Source organism: Acidovorax sp. GW823-FHT05D11, assembly GCF_058795695.1.
The window spans coordinates 684653-703478 of record NZ_CM179502.1 but is presented as its reverse complement, the minus strand read 5'-3'; the positions used below and the strand labels follow the sequence as shown (position 1 = coordinate 703478).

At 69.8% G+C, this 18826-nt stretch carries 22 protein-coding genes; 8 read left to right on the top strand and 14 right to left on the bottom strand.

The window, feature by feature from the left end:
- Positions 1-2: 2 nt before the first annotated feature.
- Both AC3RCE_RS03240 and AC3RCE_RS03235 read left to right on the top strand, forming a co-directional pair.
- Positions 3-1667: an AMP-binding protein gene (locus AC3RCE_RS03240; RefSeq protein WP_492254517.1), complete on the top strand. Its 1665-nt coding sequence runs from the start codon at positions 3-5 to the stop codon at positions 1665-1667.
- Positions 1664-2068, top strand: a complete 405-nt coding sequence (locus AC3RCE_RS03235) for a RidA family protein (protein WP_492254516.1) — start codon at positions 1664-1666, stop codon at positions 2066-2068. The genes AC3RCE_RS03240 and AC3RCE_RS03235 overlap by 4 nt, the downstream gene beginning before the upstream one ends.
- Before the next feature lie 889 nt (positions 2069-2957).
- On the opposite strand, the gene AC3RCE_RS03230 is transcribed toward AC3RCE_RS03235, so the two are convergent.
- Positions 2958-3905 carry an EamA family transporter gene (locus tag AC3RCE_RS03230; protein WP_492254515.1) on the bottom strand — a complete coding sequence of 316 codons (948 nt, stop codon included), beginning with the start codon at positions 3903-3905 and terminating at the stop codon, positions 2958-2960.
- Between the two features lie 97 nt (positions 3906-4002).
- Here AC3RCE_RS03230 and AC3RCE_RS03225 point away from each other — a divergent pair, with 97 nt between their 5' ends.
- A complete protein-coding gene (locus tag AC3RCE_RS03225) occupies positions 4003-4467 on the top strand; it encodes an Lrp/AsnC family transcriptional regulator (protein WP_218341419.1) in 465 nt (154 codons plus the stop codon).
- Between the two features lie 30 nt (positions 4468-4497).
- On the opposite strand, the gene AC3RCE_RS03220 is transcribed toward AC3RCE_RS03225, so the two are convergent.
- From AC3RCE_RS03220 to phnG, 12 genes are all read right to left on the bottom strand, one after another.
- Positions 4498-5094 (bottom strand): phosphonate degradation HD-domain oxygenase, encoded by a 597-nt coding sequence (locus AC3RCE_RS03220; RefSeq protein WP_218297249.1) that lies wholly within the window; start codon positions 5092-5094, stop codon positions 4498-4500.
- 14 nt (positions 5095-5108) lie between these two features.
- Positions 5109-5915: a phosphonate ABC transporter, permease protein PhnE gene (gene phnE, locus AC3RCE_RS03215; RefSeq protein ID WP_492254514.1), complete on the bottom strand. Its 807-nt coding sequence runs from the start codon at positions 5913-5915 to the stop codon at positions 5109-5111.
- 37 nt (positions 5916-5952) lie between these two features.
- Positions 5953-6903 (bottom strand): phosphonate ABC transporter substrate-binding protein, encoded by a 951-nt coding sequence (phnD, locus tag AC3RCE_RS03210; RefSeq protein WP_492254513.1) that lies wholly within the window; start codon positions 6901-6903, stop codon positions 5953-5955.
- 79 nt (positions 6904-6982) lie between these two features.
- A complete protein-coding gene (gene phnC / locus AC3RCE_RS03205; RefSeq protein ID WP_218341415.1) occupies positions 6983-7846 on the bottom strand; it encodes a phosphonate ABC transporter ATP-binding protein in 864 nt (287 codons plus the stop codon).
- 92 nt (positions 7847-7938) lie between these two features.
- Entirely contained in the window at positions 7939-9096 is a 1158-nt protein-coding gene (locus tag AC3RCE_RS03200) for an alpha-D-ribose 1-methylphosphonate 5-triphosphate diphosphatase (RefSeq protein ID WP_492254512.1), read from the bottom strand.
- On the bottom strand, positions 9093-9824 hold the full coding sequence (gene phnL / locus AC3RCE_RS03195) for a phosphonate C-P lyase system protein PhnL (RefSeq protein ID WP_492254511.1): 732 nt from the start codon (positions 9822-9824) through the stop codon (positions 9093-9095). The genes AC3RCE_RS03200 and phnL overlap by 4 nt, the downstream gene beginning before the upstream one ends.
- Positions 9821-10612: a phosphonate C-P lyase system protein PhnK gene (gene phnK, locus AC3RCE_RS03190; protein WP_492254510.1), complete on the bottom strand. Its 792-nt coding sequence runs from the start codon at positions 10610-10612 to the stop codon at positions 9821-9823. The genes phnL and phnK overlap by 4 nt, the downstream gene beginning before the upstream one ends.
- Positions 10613-10617: 5 nt before the next feature.
- Positions 10618-11076: a GNAT family N-acetyltransferase gene (locus AC3RCE_RS03185; RefSeq protein WP_492254509.1), complete on the bottom strand. Its 459-nt coding sequence runs from the start codon at positions 11074-11076 to the stop codon at positions 10618-10620.
- Entirely contained in the window at positions 11073-11990 is a 918-nt protein-coding gene (locus tag AC3RCE_RS03180) for an alpha-D-ribose 1-methylphosphonate 5-phosphate C-P-lyase PhnJ (protein ID WP_492254508.1), read from the bottom strand. Before AC3RCE_RS03180 ends, AC3RCE_RS03185 begins: the two co-directional genes overlap by 4 nt.
- Entirely contained in the window at positions 11987-13105 is a 1119-nt protein-coding gene (locus tag AC3RCE_RS03175) for a carbon-phosphorus lyase complex subunit (protein WP_492254507.1), read from the bottom strand. The genes AC3RCE_RS03180 and AC3RCE_RS03175 overlap by 4 nt, the downstream gene beginning before the upstream one ends.
- A gap of 5 nt (positions 13106-13110) precedes the next feature.
- Positions 13111-13752: a phosphonate C-P lyase system protein PhnH gene (phnH, locus tag AC3RCE_RS03170; protein ID WP_369641261.1), complete on the bottom strand. Its 642-nt coding sequence runs from the start codon at positions 13750-13752 to the stop codon at positions 13111-13113.
- Positions 13749-14270, bottom strand: a complete 522-nt coding sequence (phnG, locus tag AC3RCE_RS03165) for a phosphonate C-P lyase system protein PhnG (RefSeq protein ID WP_369641260.1) — start codon at positions 14268-14270, stop codon at positions 13749-13751. The genes phnH and phnG overlap by 4 nt, the downstream gene beginning before the upstream one ends.
- Positions 14271-14345: 75 nt before the next feature.
- On the opposite strand from phnG, the gene phnF reads away from it, so the two are divergent.
- From phnF to AC3RCE_RS03140, 5 genes are read left to right on the top strand one after another with little or no spacing between them, the layout of a single operon-like run.
- Complete coding sequence (gene phnF, locus AC3RCE_RS03160) at positions 14346-15113, top strand: phosphonate metabolism transcriptional regulator PhnF (RefSeq protein ID WP_492254506.1); 768 nt, start codon at positions 14346-14348, stop codon at positions 15111-15113.
- Complete coding sequence (locus AC3RCE_RS03155) at positions 15103-15837, top strand: DUF1045 domain-containing protein (RefSeq protein WP_492254505.1); 735 nt, start codon at positions 15103-15105, stop codon at positions 15835-15837. The genes phnF and AC3RCE_RS03155 overlap by 11 nt, the downstream gene beginning before the upstream one ends.
- Positions 15834-16460 carry a phosphonate metabolism protein/1,5-bisphosphokinase (PRPP-forming) PhnN gene (phnN, locus tag AC3RCE_RS03150; RefSeq protein WP_218297261.1) on the top strand — a complete coding sequence of 209 codons (627 nt, stop codon included), beginning with the start codon at positions 15834-15836 and terminating at the stop codon, positions 16458-16460. Before AC3RCE_RS03155 ends, phnN begins: the two co-directional genes overlap by 4 nt.
- Positions 16457-16879 (top strand): arsenate reductase (glutaredoxin), encoded by a 423-nt coding sequence (gene arsC, locus AC3RCE_RS03145; protein ID WP_492254504.1) that lies wholly within the window; start codon positions 16457-16459, stop codon positions 16877-16879. Before phnN ends, arsC begins: the two co-directional genes overlap by 4 nt.
- A gap of 21 nt (positions 16880-16900) precedes the next feature.
- On the top strand, positions 16901-18094 hold the full coding sequence (locus tag AC3RCE_RS03140; protein WP_492254503.1) for an MFS transporter: 1194 nt from the start codon (positions 16901-16903) through the stop codon (positions 18092-18094).
- Here AC3RCE_RS03140 and AC3RCE_RS03135 read toward each other — a convergent pair whose 3' ends face one another.
- The gene (locus AC3RCE_RS03135) at positions 18095-18751 is read right to left on the bottom strand and encodes a DNA-3-methyladenine glycosylase I (RefSeq protein WP_492254502.1); all 657 of its coding nucleotides are present in this window, start codon (positions 18749-18751) and stop codon (positions 18095-18097) included.
- Positions 18752-18826: the final 75 nt, after the last annotated feature.

The following is an 18826-nucleotide window of genomic DNA, read 5'->3' as shown; positions in this document are numbered from 1 at the left end:
CCATGAAAGCCGCATCCGCCCAGCCCGACCATTTCGTGCACGACCGCCTGCCCCCGCCCGGGGCCTGGCCCACGCTGCGCTACGACCTGCCGGAGCAGCAGATCCCCGAGCAGGTCAATCTCGTGCACGCCCTGTTCGATCAGGCCGAGCGCGCGGGCCACATCGACCGGCCCCTGCTGCGCGGCCCGCACCGCACGTATACCTACCGCGACGCCTGGACCGAAGCCGCGCGCATCGCCGAGGTGCTCACGCAGGACCACGGCCTCGTGCCCGGCAACCGCGTGCTGCTGCGCGGCGGCAACACGGTGGAGATGGCACTGGCCTGGCTGGGCACCGTCTACGCCGGGCTGGTGGCGGTGGCCACCATGCCGCTGCTGCGCGCGGGCGAACTGGCCAGCATCATCGAGCGCGCCCAGCCCACGCTGGCGCTGTGCGACGGCCGCCTGCTGGCCGAGCTGCAGGCGGCGCAGGCGCAGCACCCGGTGCTCGCCACCATCGTGCCCTTCCACACCGCGCCCGACGCGGCCGACCTCATCCAGCGCGCCCAGGACAAACCGGGCACCACACCGCACTGCCCCACGGCGGCGGACGACATCGCGCTCATGGCCTTCACCTCCGGCACCACGGGCGCGCCCAAGGCCGCCGTGCACACCCACCGCGATGTGCTGGCCGCCTGCGAGGCCTGGCCGCGCCACGTGCTGCGCGCCACGCCCGACGACATCGTGGCCGGATCGCCGCCGCTGGCCTTCACCTTCGGCCTGGGCGGCCTGCTCGTGTTCCCGATGTGGGCGGGGGCCAGCGTGTACTTCCCGGACCAGCCCTACACGCCCCAGACCATGGTGACGCTGATGCGCGACGCGGGCGTCACCATCTGCTACACCGCGCCCACCTTCTACCGGCAGATGGCGCCGTTCGCCCAACAGATCGGCCTGCCCCAGCTGCGCATCTGCGTGAGCGCCGGCGAGGGCCTGCCCGACGCCACGCGCCAGCTGTGGAAGGGCGCCACCGGCATCGACATGACGGACGGCATCGGCGCCACCGAGATGTTCCACATCTTTGTATCGTCGGCGGGCGGCGAAACGCGCCCCGGCGCCATTGGCAAGGTCGTGCCCGGCTACACCGCCAAGGTGGTGGACGACGATGGCCATGAGGTGCCACGGGGCACCGTGGGCAAGCTCGCCGTCATCGGCCCCACGGGCTGCAAGTACCTCGACGACCCGCGCCAGGCCAAGTACGTGAAGGATGGCTGGAACTATCCCGGCGACGCGTTCACGCAGGACGCCGACGGCTACTTCTTCTACCAGGCGCGCGACGACGACATGATCATCACCGCCGGCTACAACGTGGGCGGCCCCGAGGTGGAAGACGCCCTGCTGCGCCACCCCGCCGTGGCCGAGTGCGGCGTGATCGGCGTGCCCGACGAGGAGCGCGGCATGGTGGTCAAGGCCATCTGCGTGCTCAAACCCGGCCACACGGGCGACGCGGCCATGGTCAAGACGCTGCAGGACCATGTGAAAGCGACCATCGCCCCGTTCAAGTACCCGCGCGTGGTGGAGTTCGTCACGGCCCTGCCCCGCACCGAGACCGGCAAGCTGCAGCGCTTCAAGCTGCGCCAGGGCGCCGCCGCCGCCACGACCACCACCCCCTCCTCGACCAAGACACCATGAAGAACACCCTTTTGCAACCCGAAGGCTGGGTGACCCCCAAGGGCTACGCCAACGGCGTGGCCGCGCGCGGCACGATGGTCTTCACCGGCGGCCAGATCGGCTGGAATGCGCAGCAGCAGTTCGAGAGCGATGATTTCATCGACCAGACCCGGCAGACGCTGCTGAACGTGCGTGCGGTGCTGGAGGCCGGCGGCGCGGGGCCCGAGCACCTGGTGCGGCTGACCTGGTACGTGGTGGACCGCAAGGAATACAACGCGCGGTTGAAGGAGCTGGGCGCGGTGTACCGCGAGGTGCTGGGGAAAAATTTTCCGGCGATGGCGTGTGTGCAGGTGGCGGGGTTGATGGAGGAGCGGGCGAAGGTGGAGATCGAGGCGACGGCGGTGGTGCCGGATAGTGCGTGATGGGGGTAATTCATGGTCGAGCGCCGCAGTGCTCAGCCGTGACGGCTGAAGCTACAGAGCCGCGAATTGACCTCCCGCCCGGTCGGGTTGAGCTTGTCGGACCCTGGGTGCGCTCGCAGGCTCGCTGATGGGCAGCATGCCTGGTTGAAGGGCGGAGGCCGGGAGTCGCCCGGCGTGCGAGTAACTTTCTTTCGCTTCGCCGAAAGAAAGTCACCAAAGAAAGGGCGACCCTACAGCCTGCGTCCCCACTCGCCCGCTGGGCGAGCGGGGCAACCTGCGGTGCTCGTGCGGGGGGCGCGCTGCGGAACTCGCTGCGCGCTTCGCGCTCCGCTCAGACAACCGCAGCGAGTCAGTCAACGAAGGCGTGTGTCCTTCGGCACACGCCCGCCCCCCGCACTGCGCTCCTCGGCGCATCCTGAAGGGCTGGGGGAGCCAACATCCACACGGGCCATCGCTGCGCTCGGCCCCCGAACGCGCAGGCGCTTCGCGCCGCGACCGCGCGGCCGAGCGCAGCAATGGCCCGTATGGTTGTTCGGATGTTGGGCTGTCCACCCCTGCTGGCTGCGCCTGCGACGAGGCGGCTGCGGGGTGGCATGCGCGTCGGAGCGCGCATGCTTCGTGCACTGACTCGCCGCAGTTGTCTGAACGGAGCGCCAAAGGCGCGCAGTGAGTTCTGCGGCGCACCCCGCAACCGCACCGACGCAGGTTTGCCCCTTCGCAACGCGAAGGGGTCGCAGACTGGGGGTCGCCTTTCTTTTGGGTACTTTTCTTTGGCGAAGCAAAGAACAAGTACCTCGCCCGCCGGGGCGACATCCCGGCCTCTGCCCTCAAACCAAACACACCGCCCACAACAAACCAACAGGCAACAACCAACCCAATACCCAGCCAACTATCCAGCCCGATACCCCACCCACGACGCCCTCCGCGCCACCCACCACCCCTGCAACGCCTTGCCATACAAAATCAACACCAGCGCCGCCCCAATCAAAGGCAACGCCGCAAACACCCACCCCGTCAGCAACTCCCCCCCCAGCGCCACCCCCACCAGCAACGCCACCGCCGGATTCACGAACGAATAGCTCCCCGCCAGCGCGGCCGACGTGTTCTGCAGCAGCCACAGGTACGCATTGAGCGCCACCAGCGTGCCAAAGACCAGCAGGTACACCCACGCCGCCCACGACCGGGCGCTCACCTGCCCCAGCGCGCTCACGGGCTCGAAGCACACCGCGGCCACCAGTCCCATCGCGCCGCCCACCAGCCACTGCGCCGCAGCCGCCATGGCCGGCGCGGGCAGCGACAGCTTGCGCGATGCGTACGAGCCCACGCTCCAGCACAGCGGCGCGCCAAAGGCCAGCGCGGCCCCCAGCCAGGTGGCGGAAAAGTCGCCCTCCATCGCCAGCAGCAGTGCGCCCACCACGCCCAGCGCCAGGCCGATCCAGCTGGTGGCCGGCACGCGTTCGCCGCCCCAGTGCGTCCACAGCGCCAGCCACATGGGCATGGTGGTGACCACGGTGGCCATGAGGCCGGAGCCGATGCCCAGCTTCTGCGCAAAGCCCACGAGGTTCATCGCGAGGAAGACCATGAGGGCGCCGACGATGGCCGAATTGCGCCACTGCGCGGCCGTGGGCAGCGCATGCCCTTGCCACAGGGCCACCAGCAGCATCACGCCGCCCGCGCACAGAAAACGGATGGCGCTCATGAACAGCGGCGGCATGGTCTGCAGCGCGATGCCGATGGCGAAATAGGTGGTGCCCCACACCACATAGACCAGCAGCAGGGCCACGGCCACCGCCCAGGTGCGCTGTGGGCGGGCTTGCGCATTGAAAATCGCCGGCATATTCTTCACCTTACCGAATAATTTATGGAAACCGCGAGGTTTTCGGAATTTTTACCAAAATCAGGCGGCTATGCAAGCAAATATTCAGACAGATGACATGGACGCCAGAATTATTTCGGCATTGGGTGCGGATGGCCGACGTTCCTATGCCGATGTGGGCGCCGAGGTGGGGCTGTCCACCGCCGCGGTGCACGAACGGGTGAAGAAGCTGCTGGACAAGGGCGTCATCCGCCGTTTTTCGATCAGCGTGGACCCCGAGCGCGTGGGCCTGAACTTCACGGCGTTCGTGGCCATCCGCAACGATGGCGGCATCCACTGCCGCGACGTGGCGCCGCGCCTGCGCGCGATGCCGCAGGTGGAAGAACTGCACAGCGTGGCGGGCGAGTACGACTTTCTGGCCAAGGTGCGCACCACCCACGCGCGCGCGCTGGAAGACGTGATCTACGAAATCAAGGCCATCGCGGGGGTGGCGCGCACCACCAGCACCGTGGTGCTCAACACCGAGTTCGAGGACCGGCCGCTGGACCTGGGGTGGATGGGCAGCGGCAAGGCCCCGCCCTGACACGGGACACTGCCCGGCCCACCCGCCAGGTCAGCGCACCCACGCGGCCGAGCAGCGGTACGGGTAGGCCACAGGCTTTGCCTGGGCAGGCGCGTGGGCCACACGGCCCATCAGCGCCACATAGTGCTCCAGGGCCGGCGTCGGCAGGCCAGGCACCTTGGCATGGTCGTCGTAGCGGCGCAGGCGAATGGCCTCCTGGGCAAAAGGCAGGGCTTCGAAGCGCATCGCCTCCTGCGCCGTGAAAGGCCCCCCCTGCAGGGCCAGGCTGTGCCGCGACGCGGGCGAGAGCGTCTCCCGGTAGCCCGGCTCCAGGGTGCACAGGTAGCGCTTGGCGTCCACGTGCAGGCGGATGGGCTCCAGCACCGCATCGGGCAGCAGGCCGCGCAGGAACGGGAGGGCCATGTACTGGTGCAGGTCGTCCTGTGCGGCCGCATCGCCACCGGGCGCCAGCAGGTGCCCCAGGTCATGCAGCAGGGCGGCCACCACCGTGGCGGGGGTCTCGCCGGATTTCTCTGCCCATTGCGCGCACTGCAGCGCGTGCTCCAGCTGGCTGACGGCCTCGCGGCCGTACTGATGGATGCCCCGGGTGGCCAGCAGGTGGGCGATGTCTTCAAGGCTCAATGCCACGGTGCGCCCCTGTGTCAGACCAGGGCCTTGCGGATGCGCGCCGACACCACGTCGATCGCGCTCACGGTGACCACGATGATGAGCATCACCGCGCAGGTCTCGGCGTACTGGAAGCCGCGGATGATCTCCCACAGCACCACGCCGATGCCACCCGCCCCCACCATGCCCACCACCGAGGCAGAACGCACGTTGGCCTCGAAGCGGTAGAGCGTGTAGGAAATCCACAGCGGGGTCACCTGGGGGATCACGCCGTAGATGATCTCGTGCAGCGCGCTCGCGCCGGTCGAGCGGATGCCCTCCACGGGCTGCGGATCGATGGCCTCGACCGCCTCGGAGAACAGCTTGGCCAGCGTGCCCGTGGTGTGGATCCACAGCGCCAGCACCCCCGCGAACGGGCCCAGGCCCACCGCCACCACGAAGAGCATGGCGAACACCATCTCGTTGATGGCACGGAAGGCGTCGAGCACGCGGCGCACCGGCTGGTTCACCCACCACGGCGCGATGTTGGACGAGGCCAGCAGCGCCAGCGGCACGGCGGTGACCACCGCGAGCGCCGTGCCCCACAGCGCGATCTGCAACGTGACCAGCATCTCCTGCACGTAGATCTGCCACTGCGAGAAATTGGGCGGAAAGAACTCGGCCGCGTACTGGGCCATGTTGCCCGAATCCTTGACGAGGTCGAGCGGGCGCATGTCGGCGCCCTTCCAGGAGGCGGCCAGCACCACCAGCAGGATGCCCCAGGAGAGGTACCAGGCGAGGCTGCGCTTGGGCGCAGTGGTGCTCGCCAGGGTCGCGAGCGAAGGGGTCAATGCGGAAGACATGGTGCGGGCTGGCCGGATGCGTTGCGTGCTGACTGGCTTACTTCAGGGACGCCAGCTGCTGGTCGATCTCGGCCAGGCGGGTCTTCTTGTCGGCGTCGGCCAGCGTGGCATCGGCCTCGATCTTGTTGCGCTTGCCGAACAGGTCGAGCTGGCGAATGGGCGTGAGCTGCGCATTGGTGGATGGCTTGAAGCCCGAGAGCTTGGAGATCTTCATGACGATCTCCTTCTCGCGCGCATCGGTCTTGGCGTAGTTGTAGAAGAAGTCCTTGATCTTGGCCTTGAGCGGCTCGGGCAGGTCCTTGCGGATCACCATGGGATCGAGCGGGATCAGGGGCGATGTCCAGATGACCTTGATGTCCTTGAACTTCTCGGGCTGGCGCTCCTTGAGCTTCTCGAGGTTTTCGCTGTTGTTGGTGGCCACGTCGACCTGCTTGTTGGCCACGGCCAGGGCGTTGGTCTCATGGTTGGCGCTGCGCGCGATCTTGAAGTGCGTCTTGGCGTCGACCTTGTTCTGCGCGAAGGCGTAGTAGCCGGGCACCAGGAAACCCGAGGTGGAGTTGGGGTCGCCGTTGCCGAAGCTCAGCGACTTGCCGTTCTTGAGCACGTCGTCCAGCGAAGCCAGGGGGCTGTCCTTGTGCACGATGAGGTGCGAGTAGTAGCCCTGCGTGCCATCGGCGTTGACCATCTGCGCGAACACTTCACCATTGGCGCGGTCCACCGCCTCCATGGCCGACTTGTTGCCCAGCCATGCCACCTGCATCTTGTTGAAACGCATGGCTTCGATGAGGCCCGCATAGTCAGACGCGAAGAAGGCGTTGATCTTCAGGCCCGTCTGCTTGGCCATGTCGTCCAGCAGGGGCTGCCAGTCGGCCTTGAGGTTCTGCGAGGCTTCGGTCGAGATCATGCCGAAGTTGATGGCGTCCTGGGCGAGGACGCCCGTGGTCAGGCCCAGGCCAAGGGCCATGGTTGCGCAGAATTTCTTGATCATGGAAGGCTCCGGAAGGTGAAAGCGGGAGGGGAGAAAGGCAAAAACGAAGGGCGAAGAGACAGGGGACGGCGGGCAGGCCTCAGGCAGCCTGCGCCAGCGGCTGTGCGGCCCAGCCGGGGGTCGGCGCCTGCGCCGGTGCGGGCACCACGGCCAGGGGCAAGGTGGCGCCCAGGATCTCGTCGGCCTGCACGCCATACAGCTCGCGCAGCAGGGCGGGTGTGAGGGCGGCCGAGGGGCCGTCGTAGACCACACGGCCCTGGTGCAGCGCGACCACGCGGGAGCAGTACTTGATGGCCACGTCCACCTGGTGCAGCGAGACGATGACGGTGCTGCCGTCCTCGCGGTTGATGCGCGCCAGGATGTCCATGACCTTGCGCGAGGATTCGGGGTCCAGCGAAGCGATGGGCTCGTCGGCCAGCACCACCCTTGCGCCCTGCACCAGGGTGCGCGCAATGGCCGCACGCTGCTGCTGCCCACCCGAGAGAGTGGACGCACGCTGCGCATGGCAGTCGGCGATCCCCACGCGGGCCAGGGCCTCGAGAGCCAGGGCGCGCTCATGCGGGCGGAATACGCGCAACCAGCCGCGCCATGGGGGCGTGCGGTGCAGCAGGCCCACCAGCACGTTCATCATCACCGGCAGGCGGTCCACCAGGTTGAACTGCTGGAACACGAAGCCCACCTGCGAGCGCACCTTGCGGATATCGCGGTGGATGCGCCCGCCCTGCTGCACGCAGCGGCCATCGACCTCGATCAGCGAGCGGCTGTCGCCATCGGCCACCACCAGGCCGGCCACATGGCGCAGCAGCGTGGACTTGCCCGAGCCCGAGGCGCCGATCAGCGCCACCATCTCGCCGGCATGCACCGTGAGGTCGATGTCGCGCAGCGCGTGCTTGCCGTTGGCGAAATGCTTGTTCAGTTGTTCGATGCGCAGGGCAATGGGCATGGCGGATTCCAAGTCGTCTATACAAATGCAGTGTGGAAGGCGGCTGTGACAGTGCCTTGACAGTTGCGGGAAATTTGCATGTCAGGCTACGTTCAGAGCACGCGCTGCCCTTCGCGCCAGACACCGCGCACCACGGCCTGCTGTGAGCCATCGGGCAGCTCGGCCATGTGCACCTGGACCAGGTCGGCGCGCAGGCCCGCAGCCAGCTCGCCCCGGTCCTGCATGCCCGACGCGCGTGCCGGGTTGCGCGTGACGGTGGCCACGGCCTCGGGCAGCGTGAGGATGCCGTCATGGACGAGGCGCATCACCGCGCTCAGCAGGCTGCCCGGCACGTAGTCCGACGAGAGGATGTCCAGCAGGCCCTGGCGTGCCAGGTCGGCCGCCGCCACGTTGCCCGAATGCGAGCCGCCGCGCACCACGTTGGGCCCGCCCATCACGGTGAGCAGGCCGCGCTCGCGCGCTGCCCTTGCCGCCGCCAGCGTGGTCGGGAACTCGGACATGCCCGCGCCTTCGGCATGGGCCTGCTCGACGTGCGCCACCGTGGTGTCGTCGTGACTGGCCAAGGCGATGCCATGGGTGCGGCAGTAGTCCACGAAGTAGGCACGGTGCGGCTCGGCGTACTGCGCCTGCAGGGTGGCCGCATGCTGCACCTGGCGCTCGAACTTCTCGCTGCTCCAGCCCTTCTTGCCGGTGTAGTAGGTGCGCGCCTGCTCGATGTTCTCCCACTGGCGCTGGCCGGGGGTGTGGTCCATCAGCGAGATCAGCGACAGGCGCGGATGGCCCTGGAAGGGGCCGAACAGGTCGATGGTGTTGGGCGCGGGCAGCTCGCAGCGCACGTGCAGGTGGTGGTCTGCGCGCAGCAGATTGCGCTCGGTGCAGGTGTCGATGGTGTCGAGCACGCGGTTCCAGGCGCTGCCGCGCAGGCTGTCCACGTCGGCCTCTCCCACGCCCAGCGCGTCGAGCACGGTGGTGATGCCCGCCGCTGCGATCTCGGCATCGTGTGCCAGCAGCGCCGGCATTTCGGCCCACTGCACCTTCGGGCGCGGCATCAGGTGGCGCTCGAAGTTGTCGGTGTGCACCTCCACCAGACCGGGCAGCAGGTAGTCGCCCCCGAGGTCCATGCCCTGCAGCGCGGCGGTGCCGCCCGAGGCCAGGGCGGCTATGCGCCCGTCCTGCACCGAGAGCGAGCCCTGCACCACCTCGCCGGGCAGCACCATGCGAGCGTTGTGAAAGACCGCAGCAGCGCTCATGCGGCCACCCCGCGGAAGTCAGCCACGTTCACGCGGCGCGTGGCGACGGCGACACCCACGTGCGCGTCGTGGAAGATGCCGACCAGGGCGGCGCCGCGCGCCACCGCCTCGCCGATCAGGGCTATCACCGTGTCGGTGTTGGCGGCGTCGAGCGATGCCGTGGGTTCGTCGAGCAGCAGCAGGGGCTTGGGCTTGATCATGTTGCGCGCGATGTTGATGCGCTGCTGCTCGCCGCCCGAGAAGGTGGCGGGCGGCAGGTGCCACAGCCGCTCGGGGATGCGCAGGCGGGTGAGCCACTGGCGAGCGGTCTCGCGCGCGGCTTCCAGTGCGTGGATGTCGTCGCCCGCGTCTTCGGCCAGGGGCTCGGCCACCACGTCGAGCGCGCTCACGCGAGGGATCACGCGCAGGAACTGGCTCACGTAGCCCACGGTGTCGCGGCGCAGTTGCACCAGCGCGCGCGGGCTGGCCTGGGTCACGTCCACCGCCGGGCCGCTGGCGGGCTGCACGGTGATGCTGCCTGCGTTGGCGCGGTAGTTGGCGTAGATCATTTTCAGCAGCGTGCTCTTGCCCATGCCCGAGGGGCCGTCGAGCACCACGCATTCGCCCGCGCCAACGGTGAGGTCCACGTTGCCGAGCACGGGCAGCTCGATGCCGTTCTGGTGGTGCAGGGTGAAGCGCTTGGCCACGCCCTTGAGCTCCAGGATGGGTGGTTGGGTGTTCATCATCATGGTTGCAGTACCGAGGAAACGAGGAGCTGGGTGTAGGGGTGCTGCGGGTCGTCGAGCACCTGGTCGGTCAGGCCCGACTCGACCACCCGGCCGCGCTGCATCACCACCATGCGGTGCGCCAGCAGGCGGGCCACGGCCAGGTCATGCGTGACCACGATGGCGGCCAGCTGCATCTGCCGCGTGAGCTGGCGCAACAGGTCCAGCAGGCGCGCCTGCACCGAGACATCGAGGCCCGAGGTGGGTTCGTCCATGAACACCAGGCGCGGCTGGGTGACCAGGTTGCGCGCGATCTGCAGGCGCTGGCGCATGCCGCCGGAGAAGGCGCGCGGCGCGTCGTCGATGCGGCTGGCATCGATCTCCACGCGCTGCAGCCATTCGGTGGCGGTGGCGCGCAGGCGGCCGTAGTGGCGCTCGCCCAGGCCCATGAGGCGCTCGCCCACGTTGGCCCCGGCCGACACGTCCATGCGCAGGCCGTCGGCCGCGTTCTGGTGCACGAAGCCCCAGTCCGTGCGGGCCAGCAGGCGCTGCTGCGCCTCGCTCATGCCCAGCACGTCCTGCAGGCTGCCGTCACGCGCCTGGAACTGCACGCTGCCCGCATCGGGCCGGCTGCGCGCGGCCACGGCGTTGAGCAGGGTGGACTTGCCCGAGCCGGACTCGCCGACCACGGCCAGCACCTCGCCGGGCCACAGGTCGAACGAGGCATCCTGCAGCGCGACGCGCTGGCCGTAGCGCTTGCCGATGCCGCGCACGCTGAGCAGGGGGATGGGGGATGAAAGGGTGGCGTCCATGGCGATCAGGGTTCGATGGAAAAGCTCAGGCCGTGCTGCGCAAAGCCCAGGGATTCATAGAAGGCATGCGCATCGGTGCGCTTGCGGTGGGACGACAGGGCCAGCTTGTAGCAACCGGCCTCGCGCGCCTGCTGCACGGCGTGGGCCATCATCTGGCGGCCGATGCCCTGGCCCTTGCGGTCGGCGGCCACCACCACGTCCTCGACCACGGCCGAGGGCGCGCCCCGGTGGGCCAGGTTGTGCATGACCAGCAGGGCGTAGGTGCCGACCACGTCGGCATCTTGCTCGGCGCTCTCGCAGGCCACCCAGAGGCGGTAGCTCGGATAGGCGCGGAACTGCGCAAGCATGGCCTTCGCCTCGGCGAGGCTGAGCACCCGCTCGGGGCTGTCCTCGATGCCCTGGTACAGGGCCAGCACCTCATCCAGATCGGCCTCGGTGGCCTCGCGCAGGGTCACCGTGCTCATGCGGTCGCCCCTTCGGACACAGTTGCCGCTGCGGCGGCCTGGCGCTCCTGGCAATAGTCCGAGTCGGAACACACGTGCATGCGCGTGCCCTGGTCGTCGGTGATGACCTCGTCGAGGAAGCTGTCGGTGGCGCCGCACAGGGCGCAGGCGCAGTCCCAGCGCTGCACCTCGAAGGGGTGATCCTCGAAGCCCAGGCTCTCCACCGGCGTGTAGGGCGGCACGGCGTAGATGCGCTTTTCGCGGCCTGCGCCGAAGAGCTGCAGCGCCGGGTTCATGTGCATCTTGGGGTTGTCGAACTTGGGGATGGGCGACGGCGCCATCACGTAGCGGCCGTTGACCAGCACCGGGTAGTCGTAGGTGGTGGCGATGTGGCCGTAGCGCGCGATGTCCTCGTAGAGCTTGACGTGCATCAGCCCGTACTCGGCCAGGCCGTGCAGGGTGCGCGTCTCGGTCTCGCGCGGTTCCAGGCGCTGCATGGGCTCGGGCACGGGCACCTGGTAGACGAGCACCTGGCCCTCGGCCAGCGGCGTCTCGGGGATGCGGTGGCGCGTCTGGATCAGCGTGGCGTCGGTGGTGCGCGTGGTGGTGGCCACGCCCGTGGTGCGCTCGAAGAATCGGCGGATGTTGACCGCGTTGACCGTGTCGTCCGAACCCTGGTCGATGACCTTGAGGCAATCGTCCGGCCCGATGATGGCGGCCGTGACCTGGATGCCGCCCGTGCCCCAGCCATAGGGCAGCGGCATCTCGCGCGAGCCGAAGGGCACCTGGTAGCCCGGGATGGCCACGGCCTTGAGGATGGCCCGGCGGATCATGCGCTTGGTGCGCTCATCGAGGTAGGCGAAGTTGAAGTGGCCGTCGGTGGGCGCGGCATCGGCGGGCAGGCCCATCAGCGCGGGCTCGTGGGGCGCGTTCATGCGTCGTCTCCCAGGGTGGTTTCTTCGGAGGGGTGGGACGCCGCAGTGGCGCGCATGCGGCGCACCAGCTCCAGCTCGGACTGGAAGTCCACGTAGTGCGGCAGCTTCAGGTGCTGCACGAAGCCCGAGGCTTCCAGGCTGTCGCTGTGCGAGAGCACGAACTCCTGCATCTGCGCGGGCGACTCCACCGGCTCGCCCAGCTCGTCGGCGCGCAGGGCGCGGTCCACCAGACTCATGGCCATGGCCTTGCGCTCGCTGTGGCCGAAGGCCAGGCCATAGCCGCGCGTGAACTGCGGCGGCTGCTGCTTGCTGCCCGCGAACTGGTTGACCATCTCGCATTCGGTGATCTCCATGTCGCCGATGGAGATGGCAAAGCCCAGTTCCTCGGGCACGATCTCCACGGCCACCGTGCCCAGGCGCAGCTCCCCCACGAAGGGGTGCGAGTGCGCGTAGCCGCGCTGCGTGGAATACGCCATGGCTAGCAGGAAGCCTTCGTCGCCGCGCGCCAGGTTCTGCAGGCGCGTGGCCCGGTTGGCCGGAAAGCGCAGCGGCTCGCGCGTCAGGTCGGCGGGGGCCGGATCGCCTTCGGGGATGGGGCGGGTCTCGATCAGCCCTTCCTGGTTGAGCAGGTCCACCACGCGCGGTGTGGTGGCGGGCGCATCGCTCAAAGGTGCGGGGGCGGCCGCTACGGCAGCCGGTGCATCGCCCCGGGCCAGCAGCGTGAAGTCGAGCAGGCGCTGGGTGTAGTCGTAGGTGGGGCCGAGCACCTGGCCCCCGGGCAGGTCCTTGAAAGTGGCCGAGATGCGCCGGGTGAGCGCCATGCGCGCAGTGTCCAGCGGCAAGGTGGTGCCCAGGCGCGGCAAGGTGGCGCGGTAGGCGCGCAGCAGGAAGATGGCTTCCACCAGGTCGCCCGCCGCCTGCTTGATGGCCAGGGCCGCGAGCTCGGGATCGTAGACCGAGCCTTCGGTCATCACGCGGTCCACGGCCAGCTTGAGCTGCGCGCGGATCTGCGCCACCGAGAGCTCGGGCTCGGCCGTGTCGCCCCGGCGCTGCTCGGCCAGCAGGCGGTAGCTGTTGAGGATGGCGGTTTCCCCGCCCTTGACGGCAACGTACATGCGGCTCAGGCCTCCACGGTGGATGGTGATTCGATGCGGGTGGTGCGCGGCAGGCCGGCGATGTGCGTGGCCGTGGCCAGCACCACGTCCACCCCGCGCGGGAAGGCGCCGTGGTTGTCGGCCCACTGCGCGCAGAAGTCCTCTGGCAGCCCCGCGACATGCAGGTGCTGCGCACTGCGGATGCCGGGGCCCGCAAGGCGCCAGGCGCCTGCGCCCTCCACAGCCGGGGCCAGCACCGCCACGTCGATCACGCAGGTGGCGGACTGGTCGGGGTATTCATCGCTGCCGCGCTGCAGGCTGTCCAGGGCGGGCATGGCATCGCCGGCGGCCACCCAGGCGAAGCGCGCCTGCTCGGGCGCCTCGACCAGTACGCAGCCGGTGTGAAAACGCAGCCACACGCCGGCCTGGCTGGTGGCCAGTTGGGGGGACAGCCACAGCGTGCATTCGCTGTCGAGCAAAGCCAGCAGCACGGCGGCCGACGCGGCGTGGCCGGTGGCGGGCACTTCGGCATCGTGCACGATGGCGACCGGATCACCCGGCTGCGACAGGGCCCGCAGCACCGCGCGGAACACGCCCTGGCTGCCCAGGGCCTCGCTGGAAAAGCCCGCACCCAGTGCGGACAGGGAGATCGTCGGGGTGGCGCTCATTCCTGGTCCTCGTCGCTGTCGTCATTGCCACCGCTTTCGCGGGCCACCGTGAAGAAGTCCACCCGTGTGCTGGCCGTGCGGGCCTGGCGCTCGGACTGCACCTGGGCCAGGTGGCGGCGGATGGGGTCGAGCAGGCTGGTATCCAGCGCAGCCTGGCGCACAGGGTCCTGCAGCAGCGCATCGGCCAGGGCCGCCAGTTGCACCTGGCGGTGCGAGCGGCCGAGCACGTAGGCCACGCCCACGGTGGGCTCGCCGCCATCGGCGCCGTCCACGTCCACGCGCAGTGCGCAGCGGGTGACCGTGACCTCACCCAGGTTGAAACGCTCGCCGGTGCCGCCGGCGCGGCCCTGCACCATCATCAGACCGGTTTCGGGAGCGCGCAGCCAGCGGGCGGGCAGTGCGGCGTGGTCGTGCAGCGCGGGCTCCAGAAGGTCGATGGGCGCGCGGGCCAGCAGCGCCATCCAGTGCGCCCGCGAGAGCGGGCGGCCCGGGCCCGGGTTGTCAAAGGCTTGAAACATGGAGGTGGTACTCTTTAAGTTGTATAGACAAATTGAACAACTGGCGCCAGCTTAGACAGCGCGCATGTAGGTTTCATGACAGCCACCACCAGCACACAAGTTCTTGCCAACCCCGTTCCGGCCGCACGCCCGGCACGCGACAGCTTCTGGACCCGCATCGCCGCCGAACTGGCCGAGGCCATCGGCAGCGGCATCTACCCCCCGGGCCAGCGCCTGCCCTCGGAGCACGCACTGGCCGAGCAGTTCGGGGTGAACCGCCACACCATCCGCCGCTCGCTGGCCAGCCTGTGCAGCCAGGGGCTGGTGCGCATCACCCAGGGCAGCGGCACCTACGTGGAGGACTTCGCGGTGGACCTGGCGCTGGGCAAGCGCGTGCGCCACCAGCAGGGCCTGGCGCAGGCCGGCCTGCGCGGCAGCCTGGTGGTGCTGCAGGAACAGACGGTGCGCGCCACGGCCGCGCTGGCCAAGGCCCTGCAGGTGCCGACGCGCAGCCCACTGCTGCAATTGCGTGTGATCGGCCAGGCCGAGGGCCAGCCGCTGCACGTGAGCGAGCGCTACTTTCCCCTGCCCCGCTTCGCGGGCCTGGCGGCCGTGGTGCGCGAGACCGGCTCCATCACCGCCGGCTTCACCGCGCATGGCGTGGCCGACTACACGCGGCGCGAAAGCCGCATCACCGCCGAGCTGCCCGATGCCGCCGTGGCCGCCGAGCTGCGCCAGCCCGCCGCGCGCCCGGTGCTGCTGGTCGAGAGCCTGAATGTGGACCTGGCCGGCACGCCCATCGAGTGGGCGCGCGCCTGGTTCGCGGGCGACCGCGTCAAACTCACCATCACCCATGACGAATAACCACGCCACGGCCCCCACGGCGGCCCACCGCTATGCGGTGTACTTCGCTCCCCACCCCGGCACCCTGGCCTGGCTGGCCGGCAGCCACTGGCTGGGCCGCTGCGCGGCGCTGCTGCGGCCCCTGCCACAACTGGACATCCACGGCGTGGCCAAGGAAGAACTGGAGCGCCTGACCGCCGCGCCGCGCCGCTATGGCTGGCATGCCACGCTCAAGACGCCGTTCGCGCTGGCGCCGGGGGTGGACTGGCTCACGCTGCAGCATGCCGTGCAGACGCTGGCCGGCAGCCTGCGCCCCTTCAACATGCCGCCCCTGCAGGTCCAGCGCATCGACGACTTCCTCGCGCTGGTGCCCATGCCCTCGCACCCGGCCAACGCCGAGATCCAGGCCGCAGCCGCCGCCTGCGTGACGCAGCTGCAGCCGCTGGCGGCGCCCCTGTCCGCCAGCGACCTGGCGCGCCGCCGCGCGGCCGGGCTCACGCCCCGGCAGGATGCGCTGTTGCAGCAGTGGGGCTACCCCTTCGTGCTGGAGGAGTTCCGCTTCCACCTGTCACTGACCGGCTCCCTCGCGCGCGAGCGTGAAGACACCGTGGAACTGGTGCTCGATGCGGCCGAGCAGTTCTTCGCCGACCTGCCCCCGCTGCGCTTCAACAGCCTGGCACTGTTCGCCGAGCCCGCGCCGGGCGCCGACTTCGTGCTGCTGGACCACCTGGAGCTGGGCGCATGACGGCCCGGCTGGTGTACTTCATGGGCCCTTCCGGCGCGGGCAAGGACAGCCTTCTCGGCTGGCTGCACGCGCACCTGCCAGCCCCATGCCCGGTGCACTGGGCACGGCGCACCATCAGCCGCCCCGCTGCGCCCGGCGGCGAGGCGCACGAGAGCGTGCCGCCCGAGGCCTTCGCGGCGCTGCGCGGTGAGCAGGCGTTTGCCCTGCACTGGGAGGCTAACGGCCTGGGCTATGGCATCCGGGCCGCGCAGCTCGCGCCACTGGCCCACGGCCAATGGGTGCTGCTCAACGGTTCGCGCGCCTACCTGGCCGATGCACTGGCGCGGTTCCCCGACCTGGTGGCCGTGCACATCACCGCCAGCCCGCACGTACTGCGCGAGCGGCTGCTTTCGCGCGGCCGCGAGACCCCCGGGGAGGTGGAAGCCCGCGTGCAGCGTGCGGCGGCGTTCATGCCGCCCCCGGGCGCGGCCAGCCTGGAAGTGCGCAACGACGGAACGCTGAACGACGCCGGCCAGCAACTGCTGCACGCGCTGAAGCGGTTGCCGGGCTGGCCCGCGCACGGTGGCAAACTTTCAGGTCTTCACACCGCCCCTTCGTCAGCAAACCACCACGCCCCACCATGACCGCCATCACCATCTATCACAACCCAAAATGCGGCACGTCCCGCAACACGCTGGCCATGATCCGCAACAGCGGCGCCGAACCGGAAGTCATCGAATACCTCAAGACCCCGCCCGATCGCGCCACGCTGCTGGCGCTGATCGCCGCCACGGGCGAGCCCGTGATCAACGCCGTGCGCACCAAGGAAACGGTTTTCACCGAACTGCAACTGGATGCGCCCGGCGTCACCGATGACCAGCTGATCGACGCGATGCTGGCCCACCCCATCCTCATCAACCGCCCCCTCGTCGCAACGCCGCTGGGCACGCGGCTGTGCCGTCCCTCGGAAAAGGTGCTGGACATCCTGCCCTCGCCCCAGCAAGGCGCCTTCACCAAGGAAGATGGCGAGGTCGTCGTCAGCGCCCAGGGCCAGCGTGTCTGAGACCGTGGCGCCTCGCGCGGCATGAGCGCCGCGCCACAGCGCTGGACCGTGGCGCGCCTGGGCACGGCCCAGACCCTGGCCTGGGCCTCGTCCTACTACCTGCCCGCCATGCTGGCCGTGCCCATGGCGCGCGACCTGGGCGTGGCCACGCCCACCGTGTTCGCCGCGTTCTCGCTGGCGCTCATCGTGTCCGCCCTGCTGGGGCCGCTGGCGGGCCGGACCATCGACCGCCATGGCGGCCGGCCGGTGCTGGTGGGCACCAACCTGCTGTTTGCCGCCAGCCTGGCGGGCATGGCACTGGCACAGGGCCCGGTGGGCCTGTTTGCCGCCTGGGTGCTGATGGGCGTGGCCATGGGGTCGGGCCTGTACGAAGCGGCCTTTGCCACGCTGGTGCGCCTGTATGGCCAGGGCGCGCGCGGCGCCATCACCGGCATCACGCTGATCGCGGGCTTTGCCAGCACGGTGGGCTGGCCGCTGTCGGCCTGGATGGAGGTGCACTGGGGCTGGCGCGGCGCGTGCGCGGGCTGGGCCGCGCTGCACCTGCTGGTGGGCGTGCCGCTGAATGGCTGGCTGCCCCGCACCGCGCCCGGCGAGCATGCCCCGGCCGCACCAGCGGGCACCGACCCCGCCGCCACGCCGGTGGCGCCCGCAGTGCCTGCGCCAGGCCACGCTGTGCGCACCGCCGTGCTGCTGTCCTTCGTTTTCGCCGTCACCTGGTTCACCAGCACGGCCATGGCCGCCCACCTGCCGCGCCTGCTGCAGGCCAGCGGCACCTCGCTGCAGGCGGCGGTGGCCCTGGCCGCGCTGGTCGGCCCGGCCCAGGTGGCGGCGCGGTTGCTGGAGTTCGGCTTCCTGCGCCGCCTGCACCCCTTGCTGTCTGCGCAGCTGGCGGCCGCGGCCCACCCGGTGGGCGCGGCCTTGCTCATGGTGGTGGGCGGCCCGGCCGCGCTGGTGTTCACCGTGCTGCACGGGGCCGGCAACGGCATCCTGACCATCGCCAAGGGCACGCTGCCGCTGGTGTTGTTCGGGCCCGCCGGCTACGGCGCGCGCCAGGGCCTGATGATGGTGCCCGCCCGCGTGGCGCAGGCCTTCGCGCCGGTGCTGTTCGGCATGCTGCTCGATGGCGTGGGCGCAGCCGCCCTGTGGGCCACCACGCTGCTGGGGCTCGCGGCGCTGGCGGCGCTGTGGGTTCTGCGGCCGGTGGCGCGGCCCTGATCAGCCGCGCGGCGGCACAAACTCCGCGCGCGCCCGCAGCGCCGTGGCGCGCGAATGGCAGCCTTCCAGGTGGTCGTTCACGAGCCCCATGGCCTGCATGAAGGCGTACACCGTGGTGGGGCCCACAAAACTCCAGCCGCGTTTTTTCAGGTCCTTGGACAGGGCGATGGACGCGGGCGAAGTGGACAGGGTGCGCGCCACCTCGCGCGTGAGGCGCCCGGGCCGGTCGGCGGAGGAAGGCTCATAGCGCCAGGCGTAGTGCGCCAGCGATCCGAACTCGCGCCGCAGCTCCAGCACGCGCCGCGCGTTGTTGATGGTGGACTCGATCTTGCCCCGGTGGCGCACGATGGCCGCGTCCTGCACCAGGCGCTCGACGTCGGCCGGGCCGAAGGCGGCGACCTGCTCCGCGTCGAAGTGGGCAAACGCCGCGCGAAAGCCCTCGCGCTTGTTCAGGATGGTGAGCCAGCTCAGGCCCGACTGAAAACCCTCCAGGCAGATCTTCTCGAACAGCCGCCGGTCGTCCGCCACGGGAAAGCCCCATTCGTGGTCGTGGTAGTGGCGGTAGAAGGACGTGGCCTGGCACCAGACGCAGCGCAGGCAACCGGCCTCGTCGGCGAACAGGCCGGCAGGCAGGTCGGGGGTGGGTTCGGCGGTCATGCGCCGCATTCTAGAAACTGCACCGGCCACGCTGCTGACAACCGTTCGCACGCCCGGCGCGATCTTCTGCCCATA